This window comes from Streptomyces sp. NPDC005533 (genome assembly GCF_042871845.1).
Lineage (GTDB): Bacteria > Actinomycetota > Actinomycetes > Streptomycetales > Streptomycetaceae > Streptomyces.
The window spans coordinates 32,706-52,688 of the sequence record NZ_JBIAJH010000006.1; the positions used below are offsets into that span (position 1 = coordinate 32,706).

The window sequence follows — 19,983 nt, forward strand, 5'->3', positions numbered from 1 at the left end:
GGCGGGGGGGGCGGGGGGGGCCGGCGGGCGGGGGGGGGGGGGGCGGGCGGCGCCGGGGGCGGGGGGGGGGGCCGGGGGGGGGGGCCGCGGGCGGGGGGCCCCCCCCCCCCCCCCCCCCCCCACGGCCCACTCGTACGCATGGCCGGATGCGTACGCCTGCGAGGTACCTCTTCGTGAAAAACCGTATCCGCTCCGTAAAGGTCGGGCGTAAGCTCGGGCATATGCGCAATGCGGTTTCCCGGGCAGGTACGTCGGCGGAGGGTGAAACGCGATGAACGACAGCGGTGCCCTGCTCCCGTGGCTGGTCATACGTCAGGACGACAACGGCAACCGCTACCGGGTGGGCCGGTACGCCACCCGGGCCGAGGCCCAGAAGGTCGTCGACAGCCTCGACGACCGAGGACACAAGCAGCTCTACTGGGTCGAGCGGATCGGTCAGACCGCCACGATGAACTGAGCATCCAGTGTTGACATAGGCTCCGCCCATGACTGTACGAGTGGTCGTGGGCGGAGCCCTTTGTCATGAGGGGCGCCTGCTGGCCGCCCGCCGCAGCGCACCGCCGGAGCTCGCCGGACGCTGGGAGCTGCCGGGCGGGAAGGCCGAACCGGGTGAGTCCGTCCCCGAGGCGCTGGTGCGCGAACTGCGCGAGGAGCTCGGCGTGGAGACCGAGCCGCTGGAGCGGATCCCGGGGGAGTGGCCGCTGAAGCCCGGCCTCGTCCTGCACGTGTGGACCGCCCGCCTGCTCTCCGGGGTGCCGGCGCCGCTGGAGGACCACGACGAGCTGCGCTGGCTCGGGCCGGAGGAGCTGGAGTCGGTGGACTGGCTCGACCAGGACCGGCCCGCGGTCGCCGAGGCCGGACGTCGACTGCGGGGGCGGGATCGCGCGGACGCCGACCCGGACGTAGGCCCGGACGCCGGCCCGGAAGGTGGGGTCGGCGGGGGCGGGGGCGCATGACGCTCGCACCGTAGGCCGTTTGTGCCACAGTGCGCCGGTGGGCGGGGGATCGAGTGGTACGACGCCCCGAATATCGGGTATGTCGCTATTAATCCCTATCTCGTCCCTCTTTCGTCCCCGACGAACCGGACTGGGGTCGCTGCTGGCCCGGGAAGTGATCGGCGTGATCGACACAGACGGTGAATGCGCCGAGTGGGCCTTTCCCGCCGAGCCCGGTGCCGTCCGCACCGCCCGCCACGCCGTACGCGGCACCCTCCACGACTGGGGCCTGGAAGCCGTCGGTGATGTGACCGTCCTGCTGGTCAGCGAGCTCGTCACCAACTCCCTGCGGTACGCCTCCGGCCCCATCGGGGTCCGTCTGGAGCGGCGCAATCCGGCCGCCGGCGGATCGGTGGCCGGCCCCGCCCTGCTCGTGGAGGTATCGGATCCGCTTCCGGATCCGCCCCGCGAACGGGTCGCCGGGGCGGACGACGAAGGGGGCCGCGGCCTGCATCTCGTCGCCGCCTCCTCGCGGCGCTGGGGGACCCGCCACGGGAAGTCGGGCAAGACTGTGTGGTTCGAGTTGGCTCTTCCTGGTGAGTAACAAGGAGAACGGTGGCGGGTGATCCCCCGGCGGGAGTCCCCGGCGAGAGCGGGGGCAGGAGTCCGGGGGAGATCACGCGCGATGGCTGGAAATCATCGAGACCGTGCTGTGATCGTGAACGCCGTGCCGTCCGGGGCCGTGGTGCTGAATACTGCGGTCATGGCCGGTCCGGTTGCGGTGAGCTGGAGGGGACGGTCGCGTGAGCGAAATACCTGCGCAGGTACATCAGGCCGACGTGCCTCGGGAGACATGGCACGACGCCCTGTGGCACAGCAGTCCGCCTGGCTCGATATATGACTACATAAAGGTCGCATCCTTCTCGATCGGGCCCGACGGCTCCATCGACCAGTGGAGCCTGCGCGCCGAGGAACTGTTCGGTCTGACGGCCGCACAGGTCGTCGGCCGCGACCCGGTGGACGCCTTCATGCCGCCCGAGCTGCGCCCCGACGCCCACCGCAAGGTCGCCGAGATCCTCGACGGCAAGGAATGGACCGGCCTGATCCCCTTCCGGATCCCGGGTGGGGAAGGCGCCCACGGAGTGGCCGAGATCTATGTGATGCCCACCCTGACCGAGACCGCCGAACGGGCCGCGCTCTGCGTCGTCGTCGACGTCCGCGCGCTGCGGCGCATCGAGTCCGACCTGGCGGCCTCACAGGCCATATTCGGTCAATCTCCGTTCGGCTTCCTCCTCTTCGGCACGGACCTCACCGTGCAACGGGCCAACCGCCGCTTCGCCACCGTCTTCGGCGGCGCCGTCGAGGAGCACCGCGGCCGGACCGTGCACGACTACCTGCCGCCGCACGAGGCCGACCGGATGGCCGAGGCCTTGCGCCGGGTGCTGGACACCGGGGAATCGGTCACCGACCTGCGGATCACCGGCGCCGCCCCCGGCAGCCGGGAGAACCGCCACTGGTCCATCAACCTCTACCGCGTCCACGGCGGCTCCGGCCGCCCCATCGGCGTCGCCGGCATCGGCACCGACGTCACCCGTCGTCACCTCGCCGCCCGCGAGGCCGCCGGGGTGCGGCGCAATCTCGCCCTGCTCAACGAGGCCGGGCACCGCATCGGGAACTCCCTCGACCTGGAGACCACCGCCCGGGAGCTCCTCGACGTCACCGTCCCCGGCTTCTGCGACCTGGCCGCCGTCGACCTCTACCAGGGGCTGCTCCTCGGCGACGACGACCGGCCCGCCCGGCCGCAGGGTCCGGGCGTGCCCAGCCTGCCCGGACAGGGCCCGGCCCGGGCCCCGTCCGCCGCACTGCGCCGGGTGGCCTTCGCCTCCGCCGTCTCGGACGCGCCGCTGTCCGGTCCGGGCGCGCTGGTCTCCGTGGGCGACGTCCACCGGTACCCGGCGGCGTCACCGGGCGCGCTCGCCCTGCGCACCGCGCGGCCCCGGCTGATCGAGGGCGGCGGACCGGAGGACCTCGTGCAGTCCACGCTGGTCGTGCCGATGGTCGCCCACGACACCGTGGTCGGGCTCGCGCAGTTCTCCCGTACGAAGGGCAGCGAGCCCTTCGGCGAACGCGACCGGGCGGTGGCCGTGGAACTCGCCGCCCGGGCCGCCGTGTGCATCGACAACGCGCGCCTGTACCGGCGCGAGCACGAGCGGGCGTTGATACTGCAGCGCAGCCTGCTGCCCCCCGGCGACCCGGAGGCCGCCGGCCTGGACATCGCCTGCCGGTACCTGCCGGGGAACGCGGCGACGGAGGTCGGCGGCGACTGGTTCGACGTGATCGAGCTGCCCGGCCACCGCACGGCGCTGGTCGTCGGCGACGTCATGGGCCGGGGACTGCGGGCCGCCGTCGCCATGGGCGAACTGCGCACCGCCGTACGGACCCTCGCACTGCTGGACCTCGAACCGGCGGAGGTGCTGACCGCGCTCGACGAGATCGCCCGCGGCCTCGGCGCCCCCGGCGGCTCCCAGCAGGCCTCGCGGGCGGCGCTGTACTCGCGGGACGCCGACCGCTCCGAGGTCTACCTCGCCACCTGCGTCTACGCCGTCTACGACCCGGTGACGCGGCGCTGCACGATCGCCAACGCGGGCCACATGCCGCCCGTGCTGGTGGAGCCGCCGGACGAGCGCGGCAAGCCCAGGCCCGCACTGCTCCTGGAGGTGCCGCCCGGGATGCCGCTGGGCGTGGGCGGGGAGCCGTTCGAGGAGGTGGAGGTCGAACTTCCCGAGGGCGCCCTGCTGGCCCTCTACACCGACGGGCTCGTGGAGTCCCGCGACCATCCGCTGGAGGAGGGCCTGCGCGGCCTGCGGGCCGCCCTCGCCGACCCGGTCCGCCCCCTGGAGGACGTCTGTGACCACGTGCTGAACACCCTGGACACCCGGCACGGCGAGGACGACATCGCCCTGCTGATGGCCCGGGTGCAGGGGCTGCCGGTGGACGCGGTGGGGGACTGGCAGTTGCCGCGCGAGGCCCGGTCCGTGGGACGGGCGCGGGAGCTGGCCCGCGCCAAGCTGCCGGCGTGGGGCCTGGAGGGCCTGCTGGACACCACCGAACTGCTGGTCAGCGAACTCGTCACCAACGCACTGCGGTACGGGGAGGGCGAGATCCGGCTGCGGCTGCTGCTGGACCGGACCCTGGTCTGCGAGGTGTGGGACGCCAACCTGGTGCAGCCGCGCCGGCGGCGGGCCCGTGACACCGACGAGGGCGGCCGGGGCCTCCAACTCGTGGGGCTGCTGTCCGCCGGGTGGGGCACGCGCCGTACCCACCGCGGCAAGACGGTCTGGTTCGAGCTGCCGCTGCCCGGCGCGGCGGCCGAGGCCGTCGCCGAACTGTCGGCGGAGCAACTGCTGAGCATGTACGGCTGAGGCCGCTGCGGACCCCTGCCCCGGACCCGTCGGGTCCGGGGCAGGCGGTCACTTCGGGTCGGTGTCGTGGAAGCACCGGGAGTACACGGCGAAGGAGATCAGCGGCTCGCTTCCACCGGCGCCCTTGAGCCACGTGGCCTCAAGCTGGGTGTGCGTCGTCTCGTGTGCGGCGAAGACCTCGATCCGCTTGCTCTCGGTATTGGTGTTCGGGCCGTTCTTCACGACCTTCCAGCCGTTCTCCGGCAGCTGTGCGCCCAGACTCTGCATGCCCTTGTCGAGAGTGTCGTTGTCCACGCCGTAGACGGACCAGACGTGCCGCACGTAGCGGAGACCCTTCTTCTTCTCCTCGCTCGTGCCGCAGGGATAGGTCACCGGCCCCATGTCCGTCACCTTCCCCTTGACCTGGGTCAGGTCGAGGGCCTTGCTTGACAGGGCGCCGACCTCCGCCTCCACCTCCTGGTGACTGCGGGTCTGGGGGGTGTACTTGCGCGGGGTGGAGGTCTCGTCGTCCATGAAAGAGCATCCTGTGGTGAGGGTCAGGGCGCTCAGGAGCGCCAGTGCGGTGGCGTGACGCCTGTTCCTTCGGTCCACTAGCGGGCCTTCCTCTCCAGGTCGACTTCCTCGTACTGCCCGGCTATGACGAGTGCCTGGTTCAGCAGGCTTTGAGACGGCTTGCCGCCCTCCTCGTCCCAGAAGTTCCCGTGGCCCGGGGAATCGCTTCTCATCTTGTTGGCACCGAAGGTCTCGTCCGTAGGAATGACGCGGTTGTCACCGAGCCCCGTGTTTCGACCACCCCACGTGACGAAGTTGTCGTCGCCCCCGCCTTCCATGGCCCACGTGTGCTTCGTCTTGAACCCCAGGTCCTCCGCATGGTCCGCCTGCATGCCGGGGCTGCCCACCACGACCACGTCGTCGACCGGCAGGGGGTTGGACCACCAGGTGTCGGCGTAAGGACTGCGGTACTTCGCCGTGTCGCCGATCAGGGTGGATCCGTAGCTGTGGCCGATGAGCGTCGTGTGCGAGCTGTCGCCACTGGCCGACTGATGGGCCGCCTCGCTGCCGTCCAGGAACCGCCGCAGCGTCGGCGCCCCCTTCTCGGCGTACTGGTCGTGGGTGGCCTGGGGGATGGTGTTGGGCGCGTCGTAGTCGAACCAGGTGATGGTCGACACCGACTGTCCGGGCGTCCGCAGTGAGCTCTCGCGCCACAAGGCGTCGCTCTTCGCGGCCTCGTCCTCGATACTCCCGAGGGTCGTCTTCGTGCCCGGCACGAAGATGGCGGTGTGGTCCGCCGTGTCCGGATTCCCGTTGGCCAGGATCACGCGTCCGTCGTGGTTCGCCTCGGCGTCGAAACCGAGCAGGTAGGCCTCGGGCAGCCCCCGCTCGCCGGTGGCGTCGAAGCGCTTCTGGATGGTCTCCATGCCGAGCAGGCGGTCCTTCAGGTGGTCCCTCCGGTCTCCGTGCTTGTCGTTCCAGGCCTTCCACTCGTCGGTCTCTTCGCGCATCCAGGCGCGTCCGCGCTGGACGTAGTGGTACTTGGGCTCCGGCTCCTTGGGGATTGCGTTCAGCTCCACCTGGTACGCGCCGTGCTTCTCCGCGAGGACCGTTCGGTTGGCGCTGTCGCGGACGTCCGCAGGGAGCCCGTCCAGTGCTCCGACGCTCGCCGGCTGGAGGGTGATGTAGGCCTCCCGCTCCTCCTCCGACAGCCCCTTCCACCACTCGGCGTTCAACCGCGGGTCGCTGCCCTTCGGCGGCGGGGGCTTGATGTGGCTGAGGTAGTCCTTCGCGCCGCTGCCGATGTCCGCGGTGTCCGCCTGGACGTCGGCCCAGTCGGAGTCGGAGACGACGAGGTCGTCATCGGCCTTGAGCTTGCGCAGGCGGGGGGCCCACTGGGTGTCGGCCTCGGTGGCCTCGGCGACCGCCTGGGCGATCCGGTTGGCTATCTCCACCGCCTTGCCGAAGTTCGGATTGGGATGGATGTTCGCCGCCTGGCGTTCCAGCGCGGCGGAGAGGTCGTTGGCGTCCTTGGTCGGGTCGATGACGTTCCCCGACGGCTTGCCCTTGGCACTGCCGCTGACCGTGCCCCCCTCGGGCAGCTTGCCGTCCTTCTCCGTCCCGCCCGGCGGGAAGCTCACCGAACCGTCGGCGCCGACGGAGAACTTCTGCGCCTCGGCGTCACTCACCGCCGCGTCCAGCTTCCGCTTCGCCTCGGTGAACGACGCCGCGAGCGCGTTCAGGGAGGTCGCGGCGAGCCCGCACTCGACCTGCGTGTAGTGGAAGTTCTGCGCCAGGCCCCGGAGCTGGATCAGGGCCTCGTCCACGGCCTTCCCGCGGAGTCCGGCGCGCAGCCGGGCGGTGATCTGGCCCTCCGCGCTGCCGTAGGCGTGGTCGGCCATCGCACTGACCGACTGGTAGCCGTCGGCCGCCTCCGTGAACTCCGACGGCTTCAGAGCCTTCAGGGTCGCGTAGTCCATGTCCGCGCTCACCGGCCCCCGCCGTTGCCGCCGGTGGCGGGCGTGTCCTTGTACGTGTCGTTCATGCGGGCGAAGTCACCACGCAGGGTCTCGTCGTTGGAGACCTGACCCTTGCCCGCCGAGATCATCGGCCCCTGCAACGTCGTGCACTTGCCGACCAGACCGTCGAGATACGTCTTCCACGACGTGTACAGCTCGCCCTGCGCGGTAGCACTCTCCACGCCCGTGACGGCAGCGCCCTTCTGGCCGGTCTCGAACTCGATCAGCGCCTTCTTGACGGCCGTCACCAGCTCGCCGACGTCCTCGCTGCCCTTCTTCCAGACCGCCAGGTCGGACTTGAGGTCCTCACCACCCCCGCCACCACCGCCATCGGGTGCGGCGCTCGCCAGCCGCATCTGCGCGCCGGACGGCGTTCCTTGTTTGAGCCCTGCCCACTCCACGTCGAAGGACGTCATGCTCACCCGAGCCCCCGTTAACACTCTGCGATTGCAATGATCGGGTGATCTTAATACTTCGGCAGCGCTGCACCTCCCGGTGTTGCCTCGCTGCACCGGCCGCCCCCCCCAGTAGCAGACCGTAGCCTTCTGCAATGCGGTGAAGGGGTCCCCTCGCGGCGACGGTCAGGCGGCGCGGCCCTGCTTCAGCGCGGCGAGCCTGGCCTCGATCTCCGAGGACTTCCCGAGGTCCTCCAGGGACTCGAACTGGGCGTCCAGCGAGGACGCGGCCAGCTCCTGCCTGCCCAAGGCCATGGCCTCCTCCCGCCGGACCTTCTCCTCGAAGCGGGCCAGGTCGCTCGTCGGGTCCATGACGTCGATGTTCTTCACCGCGTCCAGCATCGTGTTCTGCGCCTGGGCCGTCCTGGCGCGGGCCACCAGCTCGTCCCGCTTGGACTGCAGCTCGACCAGCTTGCCCTTCATCGAGTCCAGACCCGACTTCAGCTTGTCGACGACCTCCGTCTGGGCGGCGATCGTCGGCTCCGCCGTCCTCGCCTCCCTCTCCGACTGCAACTGCCGGCCCAGCGCCACCTTCGCGAGGTTGTCGAACCTGTCGGCGTCGGCCGCCGCCCCCGATGCCCGCAGCTCGTCCCCCTTCCTGCTCGCCGCGAGAGCCTTGGCACCCCACTCGGAGGCTGCCTCCACGTCCTCCTTGTGGTCCGCCTCCAGCATCCGCAGGTTCCCGATCGTCGTCGCGACGGCCTGCTCCGCCTCCGAGATGTTGTTCGTGTAGTCGCGGATCAGCTGGTCCAGCATCTTCTGCGGGTCCTCCGCCTGGTCCAGCAGCGCGTTGATGTTGGCCTTGGCGAGCTGGGTGACCCGGCCGAGGATGGTCTGCTTGCTCATGACGCGTCTCTCCTGACGGGGGATGGGCTGTCCGTTCTCGTTGCCGTTGCCGTTGCGGTGGGGGAGGTTCAGAAGCGGCCGCCACCGCCCATGCGCCCGCGGGTTCCGCCGCCGCCGAAGGAGCCGGGACCGCTGCCCCCGCCCCCGCCGAAACCGCCCCCGAAGCCCCCGCCGCCCCCGCCGCCCCGCAGGATCTCGCCGAGGATGATCCCGCCGAGCACGGCGCCGCCCTGGCCCCCGCCCCGCCGGCCCCCGTACGGGTCCCGGTACGCGCGTACGTCCTGCTCCGCCAGCTGCTGCGCCTGCCGCGCCAGCGCGTCCGCCCGCTGCGCCTCCGCCAGCGCACCCGACGGGTCGCCCGCCGCCAGGGCCCCCGCCCGCTCCAGGTGCCGGCCGGCCTCCGCCAGCCGGGTGCGGGCCTGGCTGCCGACCGCGCCCCGACTGGTCGTGACGTAGTCCGTCGCCGCGCCGATCGCGCTGCGCGCGGAGAGCACGGCCTGGTCGAGGAGGGCCACCGCCCGCTGCCGGCCCGACTCCCGCTCCCGCGCCCCGGAGAGGGCCTCGTCGAGGGCCGCGTCGGCCTCCTCGACCCGGCGCAGGGCGTCGATCGGGTCGTACCGGCCGCTCGCCTCCTCCTGCCGTACGTCGGCCAATACGGCCTGCGCCCGGCCGATCCGCCCGCGCAGGTCCGCCGTTGAGGTGCCCTCCGTGGTGCCGGTCAGCAGCCCGCCCGCGTCCGCCAGGTCTGTCTCCGTCTCGGTCAGCGCGCCCGGCAGTTTCCCGGCCGCCTCCGCCAGCTCCCGGGCCCGCCGCTCGACCGCGTCCAGCAGCGTCGCCGCCTGGTCCACGGCGCCCTCGCCGGCCCGTACGTGCACGGCCGCCGTCGCGTTCGACCCGGCGTCGAGGGCCGCGTGGGCCAGCCCCAGGTTGGTCGCCGCGAACAGCAGCCGGTCCTTGGCCTGTTCCGGGTTGCCGGAGACGGGCGCGGAAGCGGAGTCCGCGTACCGCCGCGTGAGCGCGGTCAGGGTCGCCTCGGCGGTGGTGGCGCGCCCGGTCAGCTCCAGATAGCGCTCCTCCACGGTCGCCAGCGCCTGCGGGGCGTTCTTCTCCAGGTCCCGCAGCCGGTCGAAGTCCGCCGACTCCGCGTCGAGCCGCCGGTTCGCCTCGGTGCAGCAGGCGACGATCTCGTCCAGCATCCGGCGCCGGGTCGCGTCGTCCTCCGGGTAGGCGTCGTCCAGCTGCTGGCGCAGCCGGAAGGCACGGGTCAGCTCGCCCTTGGCGTACTCCACGGCCTCGGTGAAGGGTGCGGCCGCCTCGTCGCCGAACTGCGCGCAGGCGAAGCCCAGTTCCTCCGTGCTGGTGCGGACGGCGTCGTCGGTCCGCACCAGCAGGGTCTTGGCCCTGGCGTCCAGTTCGGGCAGCGGCAGCCGGTCCGGCGCGCCTTCGGGCCAGCCCGGCCCGGTGGTCGTACCGCGTCCGCCGCCGCCGGCCGTCTTCCGCTTGCGGCGGGTGTACGCGTACGCCGCGAGCGCGCCGGCGGCGCCGACCGCGACCACCGGGAGCACGAAGTCCCCGGCCCCGTTCTCGCCGCGCGCCCCGGCGCCGGGATCGGCCGGTCCGGGGGTGATGGTGGGCGCGGGCACGGGCTGCCCGCCGAGCACCGCGTCGTAGCCGTTGGCCGCCCCGATCGCGGCGCCCGCCCAGTCGTTCTGCCGCAGGGCCGGCTCGATGGCGTCCCGGGCCACGGCCGCGAGCTGCTCCTCGGTGAAACCGGAGTCGGCGGCGGCCGAATGGGCGTACTGGCGGGCCCCCGTGGCCACGGCCAGCAGGACGTCGTTCTGGCCGAGCCCGTTCTTCTCGGCGGTGGCGTCCGCCCAGCTCTGGGCGGAGCGCCCGGAGAAGTCGTCCACGTACGCCACGAAGAGCTGGATCCGGCGGTCGGCGTAGAGCTTGTCGAGCGCGGCGGTGACGGCGGCCTGCCGGCCCTCCAGCGCCCCGACCCGGTCGGTGATCTGCCCCTGCCGGGACAGCGTGACGGGGTCCTCGGCCCGTGCGGTCGGCGCCTGGGCCACACCCCAGCCGCCGAGCGCCAGAAGACCGGCGGCCAGGGCGAGCCCGGCCCGTACGCGTACCTGGCTCTTCGGCTCGCTTCTCGGCGGGGTCACATTTGGGAGGGTATGAGCGGTTCCGGGTGCTCGCATCCGGAGCAACGCGCAGTGACGCGCCCCGGCCCCGGTCGTTGGCAGACCATGAAGAAGATCATGACTGCGGCCGTGCTCACCCTCGCCGCCCTCAGCCTCGCGGCCCCCGCCCACGCCGACAACGACAGCAACTTCGGCGGCGGGGTGAACGCGGCCAACAACTGGAACTTCACCGCGGCCGCCGTCTGCCTCCAGGAGGTCGCCGTCGTCCCCGTCATGGGCGACTGGGTGGGCGACCACACCAACAACTGCTCCAATGGCAACGTCATCGACCACTCCGGGCGCTGACCGGCCCGGGGCCGGGACCCCTCCGGAAAGGGTCCCGGCCCCGCACCCGCGACCGAACCCGCCGCCTCAGCCCTGCCGGCGACCGATCTTGTTGCCCAGCCACACCAGCGGGTCGTACTTGCGGTCCACCGCCCGCTCCTTCAGCGGGATCAGCGCGTTGTCGGTGATCTTGATGCCCTCGGGGCAGACCTCCGTACAGCACTTGGTGATGTTGCAGTACCCCAGCCCGTGCTCCTCCTGCGCGGTGCGCTTGCGGTCCAGGCCCGCCTGCGACGCCGCGTCCAGCGGGTGCATGTCCAGCTCCGCGACCCGCATCAGGAAACGCGGACCGGCGAAGGCGCTCTTGTTCTCCTCGTGGTCACGCACCACGTGGCAGGTGTCCTGGCACAGGAAGCACTCGATGCACTTGCGGAACTCCTGCGAACGCTCCACGTCCATCTGCTGCATCCGGTACGCGCCCGGCGCCACCCCCTCCGGCGGCACGAAGGCCGGCACCTCGCGCGCCTTCGCGTAGTTGCAGGACACGTCCGTCACCAGGTCGCGGACGACCGGGAACGCGCGCAGCGGGGTGACCGTGATCGTCTCGGACCGCTCGAAGGTGGACATCCGCGTCATGCACATCAGCCGCGGCCGGCCGTTGACCTCCGCACTGCACGAACCGCACTTGCCCGCCTTGCAGTTCCAGCGGACCGCCAGGTCCGACGCCTGGGTGGCCTGGAGCCGGTGGACGATGTCCAGGACCACCTCCCCGTCGTGCACCTCGACGGTGAAGTCCCTGAGCGATCCGCCCTCCGCGTCGCCCCGCCAGATCCGGAAGCTCGCGTCGTACGTACTCATTCGTACAGCTCCTCTTCGGCGAGGTACTTGACCAGCTCTTCCTTCTCGAAGAGCGCGAGCAGGTCGGGACGGACGGGCTCGGTGCGGGTGCGTTCGAGGACGATCCGGTCGGCCGCCGGGTCCGCCGGGGGCGGGTCGACGGGGCGGCACAGCAGGTTCACCGGACGCCAGGCGCGTTCCATCGACGGACAGTCCTCGCGGGTGTGCCCGCCGCGGCTCTCCGTCCGCTCCAGGGCGGCGCGCGCCACGCACTCGCTGACCAGCAGCATGTTCCGCAGGTCCAGGGCCAGGTGCCAGCCCGGGTTGAACTGCCGGTGCCCCTCGACCCCGGCCCGGGCGGCCCGTACGCGCAGGGTCGCGAGCCGCTCCAGGGCCTCGGCCATCTCGCCCTCGCGCCGGATGATGCCGACGAGGTCGTTCATGGTCGTCTGGAGCTCCTGGTGGAGGGTGTACGGGTTCTCCGCGCCCTCGGCCGCGTGGAAGGGGGCCAGCGCCTCCGCGGCCGCCGCGTCGACCTCCGCCTGGGAGACCGCGGGCCGCTCACCGGCGGCCGCGGCGTGCTCCGCCGCGTGCAGCCCGGCCCGCCGCCCGAAGACCAGCAGGTCGGAGAGGGAGTTCCCGCCGAGCCGGTTCGAGCCGTGCATCCCGCCCGCGACCTCGCCCGCGGCGAACAGCCCCGGGACGGCGACGGTGGCCGCGGTCTCGGAGTCGACCGCGATCCCGCCCATGACGTAGTGGCAGGTCGGGCCCACCTCCATCGGCTCCGCGGTGATGTCCACGTCCGCCAGTTCCTTGAACTGGTGGTACATCGACGGCAGCCGCCGCTTGATCTTCTCGGCGGGCATCCGGGTGGACACGTCGAGGAAGACCCCGCCGTGCGGGGAGCCGCGCCCGGCCTTCACCTCCGCGTTGATGGCCCGCGCCACCTCGTCGCGCGGCAGCAGCTCGGGCGGACGCCGGTTGTGGTCCGGATCCTCGTACCAGCGGTCGCCCTCCGCCTCCGACTCGGCGTACTTCTCCTTGAAGACGTCGGGCACGTAGTCGAACATGAACCGCTTGCCCTCGGAGTTGCGCAGCACCCCGCCGTCGCCGCGCACCGACTCCGTGACGAGGATGCCCTTCACCGACGGGGGCCAGACCATGCCGGTCGGGTGGAACTGTACGAACTCCATGTTCAGCAGGGGCGCCCCCGCGAGCAGGGCCAGCGCGTGGCCGTCGCCGGTGTACTCCCACGAGTTCGACGTGGTCTTGAAGGACTTGCCGATCCCGCCCGTGGCCAGCACCACGGCCGGGGCCTCCAGGACGAAGAAGCGGCCGGACTCGCGCTCGTAGCAGAAGGTCCCCGAGACCTTCCCCCCGAGCCTTCGGCCGGGGGGGACCCCCACCTCGCTCCGCTCGCCGTCCTTCAGTACGCGCGTGACCGTGCACTCCTGGAAGACCTTGAGCCGGGCCTCGTAGTCCCCGTACTCCTTGAAGTCCTCCTGCTGGAGGGCGACGATCTTCTGCTGGAGGGTGCGGATCAGCTCCAGGCCGGTGCGGTCGCCCACGTGCGCGAGGCGCGGGTACTCGTGGCCGCCGAAGTTGCGCTGGGAGATCTTCCCGTCGGGCGTGCGGTCGAAGAGCGCGCCCCAGGTCTCCAGCTCCCAGACCCGGTCCGGGGCCTCCTTCGCGTGCAGTTCCGCCATCCGCCACTGATTGAGGAACTTGCCCCCGCGCATGGTGTCGCGGAAGTGCACCTGCCAGTTGTCGCCCTCGTTGACGTTGCCCATGGAGGCGGCGATGCCGCCCTCCGCCATCACCGTGTGGGCCTTGCCGAAGAGGGACTTGCAGATCACGGCCGTCCGGGCCCCGCGCTCGCGGGCCTCGATCGCGGCCCGCAGCCCGGCGCCGCCCGCGCCGACCACGACCACGTCCCACTGCTGCCGTTCCACTTGGGCCATGTCAGAAGATCCTCGGGTCGGTGAAGGCGCCGCTGGCCAGCAGGTAGACGTAGAAGTCGCACAGGGCCACGCTGATCAGCGAGGCCCACGCCAGCTGCATGTGACGGGTGTTGAGCCGGCTGACCCAGCCCCAGAGCCGGTAGCGGACCGGGTGCTTCGAGAAGTGCTTGAGCCGGCCGCCCATGATGTGGCGGCAGGAGTGGCAGGACAGCGTGTAGGCCCAGATCAGCGTGATGTTGACCAGGAACAGCAGGGTCCCGAGCCCCATGTGGCCCCAGGCGTAGTGCTCGTCGCGGAAGGTCAGCACGGTGTCGTACGTGAGGATGCCCGCGACCGGGACCGCCGCGTAGAAGAAGTACCGGTGCGCGTTCTGGAGGATCAGCGGGAAGCGGGTCTCGCCGGTGTACTTCGCGTGCGGTTCGGCGACGGCGCAGGCGGGCGGTGAGGCCCAGAATCCCCGGTAGTAGGCCTTGCGGTAGTAGTAGCAGGTCAGGCGGAACCCGAGCGGGAAGATCAGGATCAGCAGGGCGGGGGAGAGGCCCCACCAGCTGCCGAAGACCTCCCAGTTGGGGCCGCCCTTCATCGGGACGCAGTTCTCCGCGAGGCACGGGGAGTAGAAGGGCGAGACGTAGGGGGCCGCGTAGTAGTCGGCGTTCGCGAAGGCCCGCCAGGTGGAGTAGGCGATGAAGGCGAGCAGGCCGGCCGCGGTGACGGCGGGGGAGACCCACCATCGGTCGGTCCGCAGGTGCCGGGCAGTGATCGCGGCCCGGGAGGCGTCGTGGACGCCGCCGGGCCGCTGCCGGGGTGGTTGTGTTCCTGTGGCCAAAGAGGACTCCGGGAGGAGTGATGAGGGGTGGCCCCAGGGGGCCCGGCCGCGAGCGGCCGGGCCGGATGGGGTGTGCAGGAGGTCGTGGGGTCGCGTCAGCCCGTCAGGGCGCGCGACGGTCTCGGGCGCCGAGGCCCTCGTCGTCCGAGTCGGTCCACAGCGAGCTGTCGTACGGCGTGTCCGGGACCGTCACCATCCGGGACGGGTCCGGCGGGGACGCCGGCGTCGAGCTCCCGGGCTTGCGCCGCCCGGCCTGCTGCTCCAGCTGCTCGACCTTGCGCGTGAGCTCGTCGAGGTTGCGTCGTACGGCACTCAGATCGTCTTGCAGGGACATGATTTGCCCTCACTTCCGCCAAGGTGCGGTGGCAACGCTCATGTGCGCCTGCGAGTGTCGCGCCTCCCGTCCCCCGTTGTGAAGGGACGTGCAGCGATTGCGGGCGCGCAGGCGTGAACCGTGCGCCCCTCCCCGCCCCCCTTCTCATCCCCCTCCCGGGGGACCGCCCCTCCGGCACGCAAGCCGGATTGGTCCGCACGGGTGGGGTTCGCGGCGTGGCGAGAGGCGGGTGCGAAGGGTGCGGCGAACCGTCGATTTCAGTGGGATCCGGCAACCGGTGTGATCAGCTCCATATACCGCCGAACGTGATCATGCTTCCCCCACGCCCGCCCCGGAGGTACCACCCATGTCCCAGCGAAGGCGCAGGTCCTTGGCGCTCCTGACCTCGGGAGTCCTCGCACTGCCGCTCCTCACGGGCTGCGGCGCGGGTGAAGAGGAGGGCGGCCCCGTCGCCGCCGGGCAGGACATCGCCACGACCGCACGCGAGAAGGTCGCGGACGGGGGTGTGCTGCGCTGGGCCGTGGACACCCTGCCGGACACCCTGAACACCTTCCAGGCCGACGCGGACGCCACCACCACCCGGATCGCCGGGGCCGTGCTGCCGCAGTTGTTCGTACTGGACGCCAAGGGGCGGCCCGTGGCCAATCCCGACTACCTGGAGAAGGCCGAGGTCGTCGAGCGGGAGCCCAAGCAGGTCGTCCTTTACAAGCTGAACCAGCAGGCGGTGTGGAGCGACGGACGCGAGATCGGCGCCGCCGATTTCGTGGCGCAGTGGCGGGCCCTGAACGGCAAGGACTCGGCGTACTGGACCGCCCGCAACGCCGGCTACGAGCGCATCGAGAAGATCGAGAAGGGCAAGACCGACCTGGAGGTCAGGGTCACCTTCGCCAAGCCGTACGCCGACTGGCGCTCGCTCTTCAGCCCGCTGTACCCCAAGCAGGTCACGGGCACCCCCGACGCCTTCAACGAGGGCGCCCGCGGCGCCCTGAAGGTCACCGCGGGGCCCTTCACCCTGGGGGCGATGGACAAGAAGACGGGCACCGCGGCCCTCACCCGCAATCCGCGCTGGTGGGGCCGGCAGGCCAAGCTGGACACGCTGGTCCTGACGGCGGTGCCGCGGGCCGAGCGCGCGGCGGCGCTGGCGGCCGGGAAGCTGGACCTGGCCGAGATCGACCGCACCGGTGCCGACCGGATCGCGCTGGCCCGCCGGGACGCCGGCAAGGACGGCGCCGACAAGGACGCCGCGGGCAAGGGCGGCGCGGGCTCGGGCGGAGCCCCCGCCCACGGTCCGGGAGCCGCGATGACCCCGGCGCAGGCCACGCTGTCGTGGGCGGTCGCCTTCGGGACGGACGAGGACAAGGCCACGGCGGAGAGGGAGAACCGCGACAAGCACGCGGCGGCGGTGAAACGGTACGCCGACGAGCAGACGGCCCTGCGGAACTTCACCGTCCGCAAGTCCCTGGAGCCGGCCTACACCCAGCTCGCGATGAACGGGTCCACCGGCCCGCTGGCGGACGAGCGGGTGCGCCGGGCGGTGGCCCGGGCACTGGACCGCAAGGCGCTCGCCGAACTCGTGCTGAAGCCGCTGGGCCTGCCCGCGAAGCCCGTCGGCAGCCACGTGGCCCTGGCCGGGCAGCGGGCGTACGCCGACAACAGCGACGCCCTCGGCGGTCAGGACACGCAGGCGGCCCAGGCCCTCCTCGCGGACGCAGGCTGGCGCCGGGGCGGCAAGATCACCGAGCCGGCGGGAGCCAAGGCCGGCCCGGAGAGCGCGCCGCAGGACGACGGGAAGACGCCCTCGGGCCCGGGCACCGGAAACGACGGCCTCTACATCGTGGGCCAGGACGACGAGGCCAACAAGGAACCGGGCGCGGCCGCCGGGCAGCGCCCCCAGGGCCGCCCCGCCGGCCCCGGCGAGCGGGCCCTCGCCGCGGCCCCGCGCGGCATGCGGGACCAGCCCTCCCCGGTCCTGGCCCCCGCCCCCTTCGGCGCCCAGCAGGAGGTCTCCCTCCTCGCCCAGGCCGCCCGGGTGGTGCCGGTCGACGACGGCAAGCGCAGCGCGGCCCGCGACGGTGACGCGGGCGATCCCGCCAAGGCCTCTCCGGCCCCGGCGAAGCAGGCCACCCGCACCTCCGGCTCCATGCTCGCCAAGGACGGCAAGGCGCTCACCCTGCGCTTCGTCCTCCCGGCCGGCCCGGGCTCGGAGTCCCTGCGCGCGGTCGGCGAGCGGATCGCCCAGATGCTGCGGAAGGTCGGGGTGAACACCGAGACGACCAAGGTGGCCGACGACAGCTTCTTCAAGGACCACATCGCCTCGGGCCAGTACGACCTGGCCCTCTACTCCTGGCCGGCGACGGCCTTCCCGGCGACCGATGCCCGGCCGATCTTCGCCAAGCCGGAGCCGGCCGCGGACGGCTCGCTCCTCGTCGAACAGAACTACACCCGGGTCGGCACCGACCACATCGACCAACTGTTCGACCAGGCGGTGAGTGAGCTGGACGAGGAGCAGTCCCGCGAGCTGATCCGCAAGGCGGACGCCCGGATCTGGGCCGCGGCCGGCTCCATCCCGCTCTACCAGCGCCCGGAGCTGGTGGCCGTCAAGCCGGGCCTGGCCAACGCCGGCGCCTTCGGTCTCGGCACCCCCCGCTACCAGGACATCGGCTGGAAGAAGCCGCCGACCGCCAAGGACAAGAAGAAGTAGCGTGGGCGAAGAAGTGATGACAAAGGGGTGCCTGTCAGGTTGACCCACGGGTGGCAAGCTCAGATGTGACTCAAGTCCCTTGCCCGCCGGATCCCCGGCGGGCAAGGTCGTGCCGTACCCATTGACCCGGCCGTTGACCCGCATGATTACCGGCACGATGGGCGGCCCGGGCACCCCACGCAGCACTCGGCCGCGCTCATTCGTCCGGCCCCTTGACAGCCCCCGGCAGGCGGTTCCCGCCACGCGACGTACCATGGGGTAAGGCCGTGGCAGGTTTTCGCCCGGCCGAGGCGCGCGTGCCAGGCCGTACGCGACGCCATCCACGATCCCGGGAGAAGCGCCGAAGTGCCCACGCGCCACGACATCCGTAACGTCGCCATCGTCGCCCACGTCGACCATGGCAAGACGACCATCGTCGATGCCATGCTCAAGCAGGCCGGTGCCTTCGCCGCCCACCAGCACCTCGACGACCGCATGATGGACTCGAACGACCTGGAGCGTGAGAAGGGCATCACGATCCTCGCCAAGAACACGGCGGTGAAGTATCACCCCAAGGACGGCGGGGCCCCGATCACGATCAACATCATCGACACCCCCGGCCACGCCGACTTCGGTGGTGAGGTCGAGCGCGGTCTGTCGATGGTGGACGCCGTCGTCCTGCTGGTGGACGCCTCCGAGGGTCCGCTGCCCCAGACCCGCTTCGTCCTGCGCAAGGCCCTGCAGGCGAACATGCCGGTCATCCTCTGCATCAACAAGACCGACCGCCCGGACTCCCGGATCGACGAGGTCGTCAACGACACGTACGACCTCTTCCTGGACCTGGACGCCACCGAGGACCAGATCGAGTTCCCGATCGTCTACGCCTGCGGCCGTGACGGCGTCGCCTCGCTGACCAAGCCCGAGGACGGCACCGTCCCCGCGGACAGCGACAGCCTGGAGCCGTTCTTCTCCACCATCCTGGAGCACGTCCCCGCCCCGGTGTACGACGAGGAGGCCCCCCTCCAGGCCCACGTCACCAACCTGGACGCCGACAACTTCCTCGGCCGCATCGCGCTCCTGCGCGTCGAGCAGGGCGAGCTGCGCAAGGGCCAGACCGTCGCGTGGATCAAGCGTGACGGCACCATGTCGAACGTCCGCATCACCGAGCTGATGATGACCGAGGCGCTCACCCGCAAGCCGGCCGAGGTGGCGGGCCCCGGTGACATCTGCGCCGTCGCCGGTATCCCGGACATCATGATCGGCGAGACCCTGGCCGACCCGGAGAACCCGATCGCGCTTCCGCTGATCTCGGTCGACGAGCCGGCGATCTCCATGACCATCGGTACGAACACCTCCCCGATGGTCGGCCGCGGCGGCAGCGGCAAGGGCGCGGACGCCAAGTCCGCGGTCAAGGACCGCAAGGTCACCGCCCGCCAGGTCAAGGACCGCCTCGACCGCGAGCTGATCGGTAACGTCTCGCTCCGCGTGCTCGACACCGAGCGCCCGGACGCCTGGGAGGTCCAGGGCCGCGGTGAGCTCGCGCTCGCCATCCTGGTCGAGCAGATGCGCCGCGAGGGCTTCGAGCTGACCATCGGCAAGCCGCAGGTCGTCACGCAGGAGATCGACGGCAAGGTGCACGAGCCGGTCGAGCGCATGACGGTCGACGTCCCCGAGGAGCACATGGGCGCGGTCACGCAGCTCATGGGCGTCCGCAAGGGCCGCATGGACAACATGTCGAACCACGGCTCCGGCTGGGTCCGCATGGAGTTCGTGGTCCCCTCGCGCGGCCTCATCGGCTTCCGTACGGAGTTCCTGACGAACACCCGCGGTACCGGTATCGCCCACTCGATCCACGAGGGCCACGAGCCGTGGTTCGGCCAGCTGGTGACCCGTAACAACGGTTCCCTGGTCGCCGACCGCGCCGGCTCCGTGACGCCGTTCGCGATGATCAACCTGCAGGAGCGCGGTGTCCTGTTCACCGAGCCCGGCACCGAGGTGTACGAGGGCATGATCGTCGGCGAGAACTCGCGCGCCGACGACATGGACGTGAACATCACCAAGGAGAAGAAGCTCACCAACATGCGTGCGGCTTCCGCGGACAACACCGAGAACGTGGTGCCGCCCCGCAAGCTCTCCCTGGAGCAGTCCCTGGAGTTCTGCCGCGACGACGAGTGCGTCGAGGTGACCCCGGAGGCCGTCCGCATCCGCAAGGTCGTGCTGGACCAGAAGGAGCGCTCGCGCACCGCGTCGCGCGCCAAGTCGGCCAAGTAGAGGTAAAGACCTGACGCAGCAGGCCCGTTGCGCCGCCCGTCCCGTGCTTTGCTCGGGCGGGCGACCGCGGCGGACGCTGCCGGCCGCAGCACCCTGAAATGCAGCAGCCCCTCCCGTCACGGAGTCCGTGACGGGAGGGGCTGTTCGCTTTTGTCAAGCGGATTTTTGCGTTCTGGTGTCCGCATACCGACCGTGACACTCCGGAAGATGAGCTAACCGTCCGTTTCGCACGTGTCTGTCTCCTATCCGTTTGTCCGGATTTCGGGTTTCTGCCGCGGATCGATGTTGTGAAAACGAGACCACGCAAGTGTGGTTTACGGACTGGCGGTCCCTGAGGATGGCTCCATTGAGCTCGGGTCAATGGGTCACGCGCTGTGGGGAGCGCGCCGACTCACGAGCACACTATGGGCAGGAATTCGCTCGCCGTCAGGGGTGTCG

At 71.4% G+C, this 19,983-nt stretch carries 16 protein-coding genes; 7 read left to right on the forward strand and 9 right to left on the reverse strand.

Annotated elements, in window-relative coordinates; translation table 11 throughout:
* Positions 1-271: 271 nt before the first annotated feature.
* The 4 genes from ACFYP3_RS07840 (at position 272) to ACFYP3_RS07855 (ending at position 4,357) form a co-directional block, all read left to right on the forward strand.
* Positions 272-457: an SPOR domain-containing protein gene (locus ACFYP3_RS07840; RefSeq protein ID WP_030029543.1), complete on the forward strand. Its 186-nt coding sequence runs from the start codon at positions 272-274 to the stop codon at positions 455-457.
* 28 nt (positions 458-485) lie between these two features.
* Positions 486-956: a (deoxy)nucleoside triphosphate pyrophosphohydrolase gene (locus ACFYP3_RS07845; RefSeq protein WP_388828456.1), complete on the forward strand. Its 471-nt coding sequence runs from the start codon at positions 486-488 to the stop codon at positions 954-956.
* Positions 957-1,110: 154 nt separating this feature from the next.
* Entirely contained in the window at positions 1,111-1,539 is a 429-nt protein-coding gene (locus ACFYP3_RS07850; RefSeq protein ID WP_388828459.1) for an ATP-binding protein, read from the forward strand.
* A gap of 235 nt (positions 1,540-1,774) precedes the next feature.
* Positions 1,775-4,357: a SpoIIE family protein phosphatase gene (locus ACFYP3_RS07855; protein WP_388828462.1), complete on the forward strand. Its 2,583-nt coding sequence runs from the start codon at positions 1,775-1,777 to the stop codon at positions 4,355-4,357.
* A gap of 48 nt (positions 4,358-4,405) precedes the next feature.
* On the opposite strand, the gene ACFYP3_RS07860 is transcribed toward ACFYP3_RS07855, so the two are convergent.
* The 5 genes from ACFYP3_RS07860 to ACFYP3_RS07880 form a co-directional block, all read right to left on the reverse strand.
* Positions 4,406-4,870: a hypothetical protein gene (locus tag ACFYP3_RS07860; RefSeq protein ID WP_388828465.1), complete on the reverse strand. Its 465-nt coding sequence runs from the start codon at positions 4,868-4,870 to the stop codon at positions 4,406-4,408.
* A gap of 77 nt (positions 4,871-4,947) precedes the next feature.
* On the reverse strand, positions 4,948-6,828 hold the full coding sequence (locus tag ACFYP3_RS07865) for an alpha/beta hydrolase (protein WP_388828468.1): 1,881 nt from the start codon (positions 6,826-6,828) through the stop codon (positions 4,948-4,950).
* 8 nt (positions 6,829-6,836) lie between these two features.
* Positions 6,837-7,289, reverse strand: coding sequence for a hypothetical protein (locus ACFYP3_RS07870; protein WP_388828471.1), 453 nt, complete (start codon positions 7,287-7,289; stop codon positions 6,837-6,839).
* Positions 7,290-7,448: 159 nt separating this feature from the next.
* Positions 7,449-8,168 carry a PspA/IM30 family protein gene (locus ACFYP3_RS07875; RefSeq protein ID WP_388828474.1) on the reverse strand — a complete coding sequence of 240 codons (720 nt, stop codon included), beginning with the start codon at positions 8,166-8,168 and terminating at the stop codon, positions 7,449-7,451.
* Between the two features lie 68 nt (positions 8,169-8,236).
* The gene (locus ACFYP3_RS07880; protein WP_388828477.1) at positions 8,237-10,333 is read right to left on the reverse strand and encodes a TPM domain-containing protein; all 2,097 of its coding nucleotides are present in this window, start codon (positions 10,331-10,333) and stop codon (positions 8,237-8,239) included.
* A gap of 84 nt (positions 10,334-10,417) precedes the next feature.
* Here ACFYP3_RS07880 and ACFYP3_RS07885 point away from each other — a divergent pair, with 84 nt between their 5' ends.
* Positions 10,418-10,657 (forward strand): hypothetical protein, encoded by a 240-nt coding sequence (locus ACFYP3_RS07885; RefSeq protein ID WP_388828480.1) that lies wholly within the window; start codon positions 10,418-10,420, stop codon positions 10,655-10,657.
* A 66-nt stretch (positions 10,658-10,723) separates the two neighbouring features.
* Here the strand turns inward: ACFYP3_RS07885 and ACFYP3_RS07890 are convergent, their stop codons facing one another.
* From ACFYP3_RS07890 to ACFYP3_RS07905, 4 genes are all read right to left on the reverse strand, one after another.
* A complete protein-coding gene (locus tag ACFYP3_RS07890) occupies positions 10,724-11,494 on the reverse strand; it encodes a succinate dehydrogenase/fumarate reductase iron-sulfur subunit (RefSeq protein WP_388828483.1) in 771 nt (256 codons plus the stop codon).
* Entirely contained in the window at positions 11,491-13,434 is a 1,944-nt protein-coding gene (locus tag ACFYP3_RS07895; RefSeq protein WP_388828486.1) for a fumarate reductase/succinate dehydrogenase flavoprotein subunit, read from the reverse strand. The genes ACFYP3_RS07890 and ACFYP3_RS07895 overlap by 4 nt, the downstream gene beginning before the upstream one ends.
* A gap of 1 nt (position 13,435) precedes the next feature.
* The gene (locus ACFYP3_RS07900; protein WP_385815121.1) at positions 13,436-14,260 is read right to left on the reverse strand and encodes a hypothetical protein; all 825 of its coding nucleotides are present in this window, start codon (positions 14,258-14,260) and stop codon (positions 13,436-13,438) included.
* Positions 14,261-14,363: 103 nt separating this feature from the next.
* On the reverse strand, positions 14,364-14,594 hold the full coding sequence (locus ACFYP3_RS07905) for a hypothetical protein (RefSeq protein ID WP_388828489.1): 231 nt from the start codon (positions 14,592-14,594) through the stop codon (positions 14,364-14,366).
* A gap of 346 nt (positions 14,595-14,940) precedes the next feature.
* On the opposite strand from ACFYP3_RS07905, the gene ACFYP3_RS07910 reads away from it, so the two are divergent.
* Together ACFYP3_RS07910 and typA are read left to right on the forward strand one after the other, a co-directional pair.
* Entirely contained in the window at positions 14,941-17,295 is a 2,355-nt protein-coding gene (locus ACFYP3_RS07910) for an ABC transporter substrate-binding protein (RefSeq protein WP_388828492.1), read from the forward strand.
* 345 nt (positions 17,296-17,640) lie between these two features.
* On the forward strand, positions 17,641-19,545 hold the full coding sequence (typA, locus tag ACFYP3_RS07915) for a translational GTPase TypA (RefSeq protein WP_388828495.1): 1,905 nt from the start codon (positions 17,641-17,643) through the stop codon (positions 19,543-19,545).
* The last annotated feature ends 438 nt before the right edge of the window (positions 19,546-19,983 follow it).

What these genes read in the sequence shown, in the direction of transcription:
- ACFYP3_RS07840 (WP_030029543.1), top strand. Translation starts at nt 272, where the DNA reads ATGAACGACAGCGGTGCCCTGCTCCCGTGGCTGGTCATACGTCAGGAC.
- ACFYP3_RS07845 (WP_388828456.1), top strand. Translation starts at nt 486, where the DNA reads ATGACTGTACGAGTGGTCGTGGGCGGAGCCCTTTGTCATGAGGGGCGC.
- ACFYP3_RS07860 (WP_388828465.1), bottom strand. Translation starts at nt 4,870, where the DNA reads ATGGACGACGAGACCTCCACCCCGCGCAAGTACACCCCCCAGACCCGC.
- ACFYP3_RS07865 (WP_388828468.1), bottom strand. Translation starts at nt 6,828, where the DNA reads ATGGACTACGCGACCCTGAAGGCTCTGAAGCCGTCGGAGTTCACGGAG.
- ACFYP3_RS07875 (WP_388828474.1), bottom strand. Translation starts at nt 8,168, where the DNA reads ATGAGCAAGCAGACCATCCTCGGCCGGGTCACCCAGCTCGCCAAGGCC.
- ACFYP3_RS07885 (WP_388828480.1), top strand. Translation starts at nt 10,418, where the DNA reads ATGAAGAAGATCATGACTGCGGCCGTGCTCACCCTCGCCGCCCTCAGC.
- ACFYP3_RS07890 (WP_388828483.1), bottom strand. Translation starts at nt 11,494, where the DNA reads ATGAGTACGTACGACGCGAGCTTCCGGATCTGGCGGGGCGACGCGGAG.
- ACFYP3_RS07895 (WP_388828486.1), bottom strand. Translation starts at nt 13,434, where the DNA reads ATGGCCCAAGTGGAACGGCAGCAGTGGGACGTGGTCGTGGTCGGCGCG.
- ACFYP3_RS07905 (WP_388828489.1), bottom strand. Translation starts at nt 14,594, where the DNA reads ATGTCCCTGCAAGACGATCTGAGTGCCGTACGACGCAACCTCGACGAG.
- ACFYP3_RS07910 (WP_388828492.1), top strand. Translation starts at nt 14,941, where the DNA reads ATGTCCCAGCGAAGGCGCAGGTCCTTGGCGCTCCTGACCTCGGGAGTC.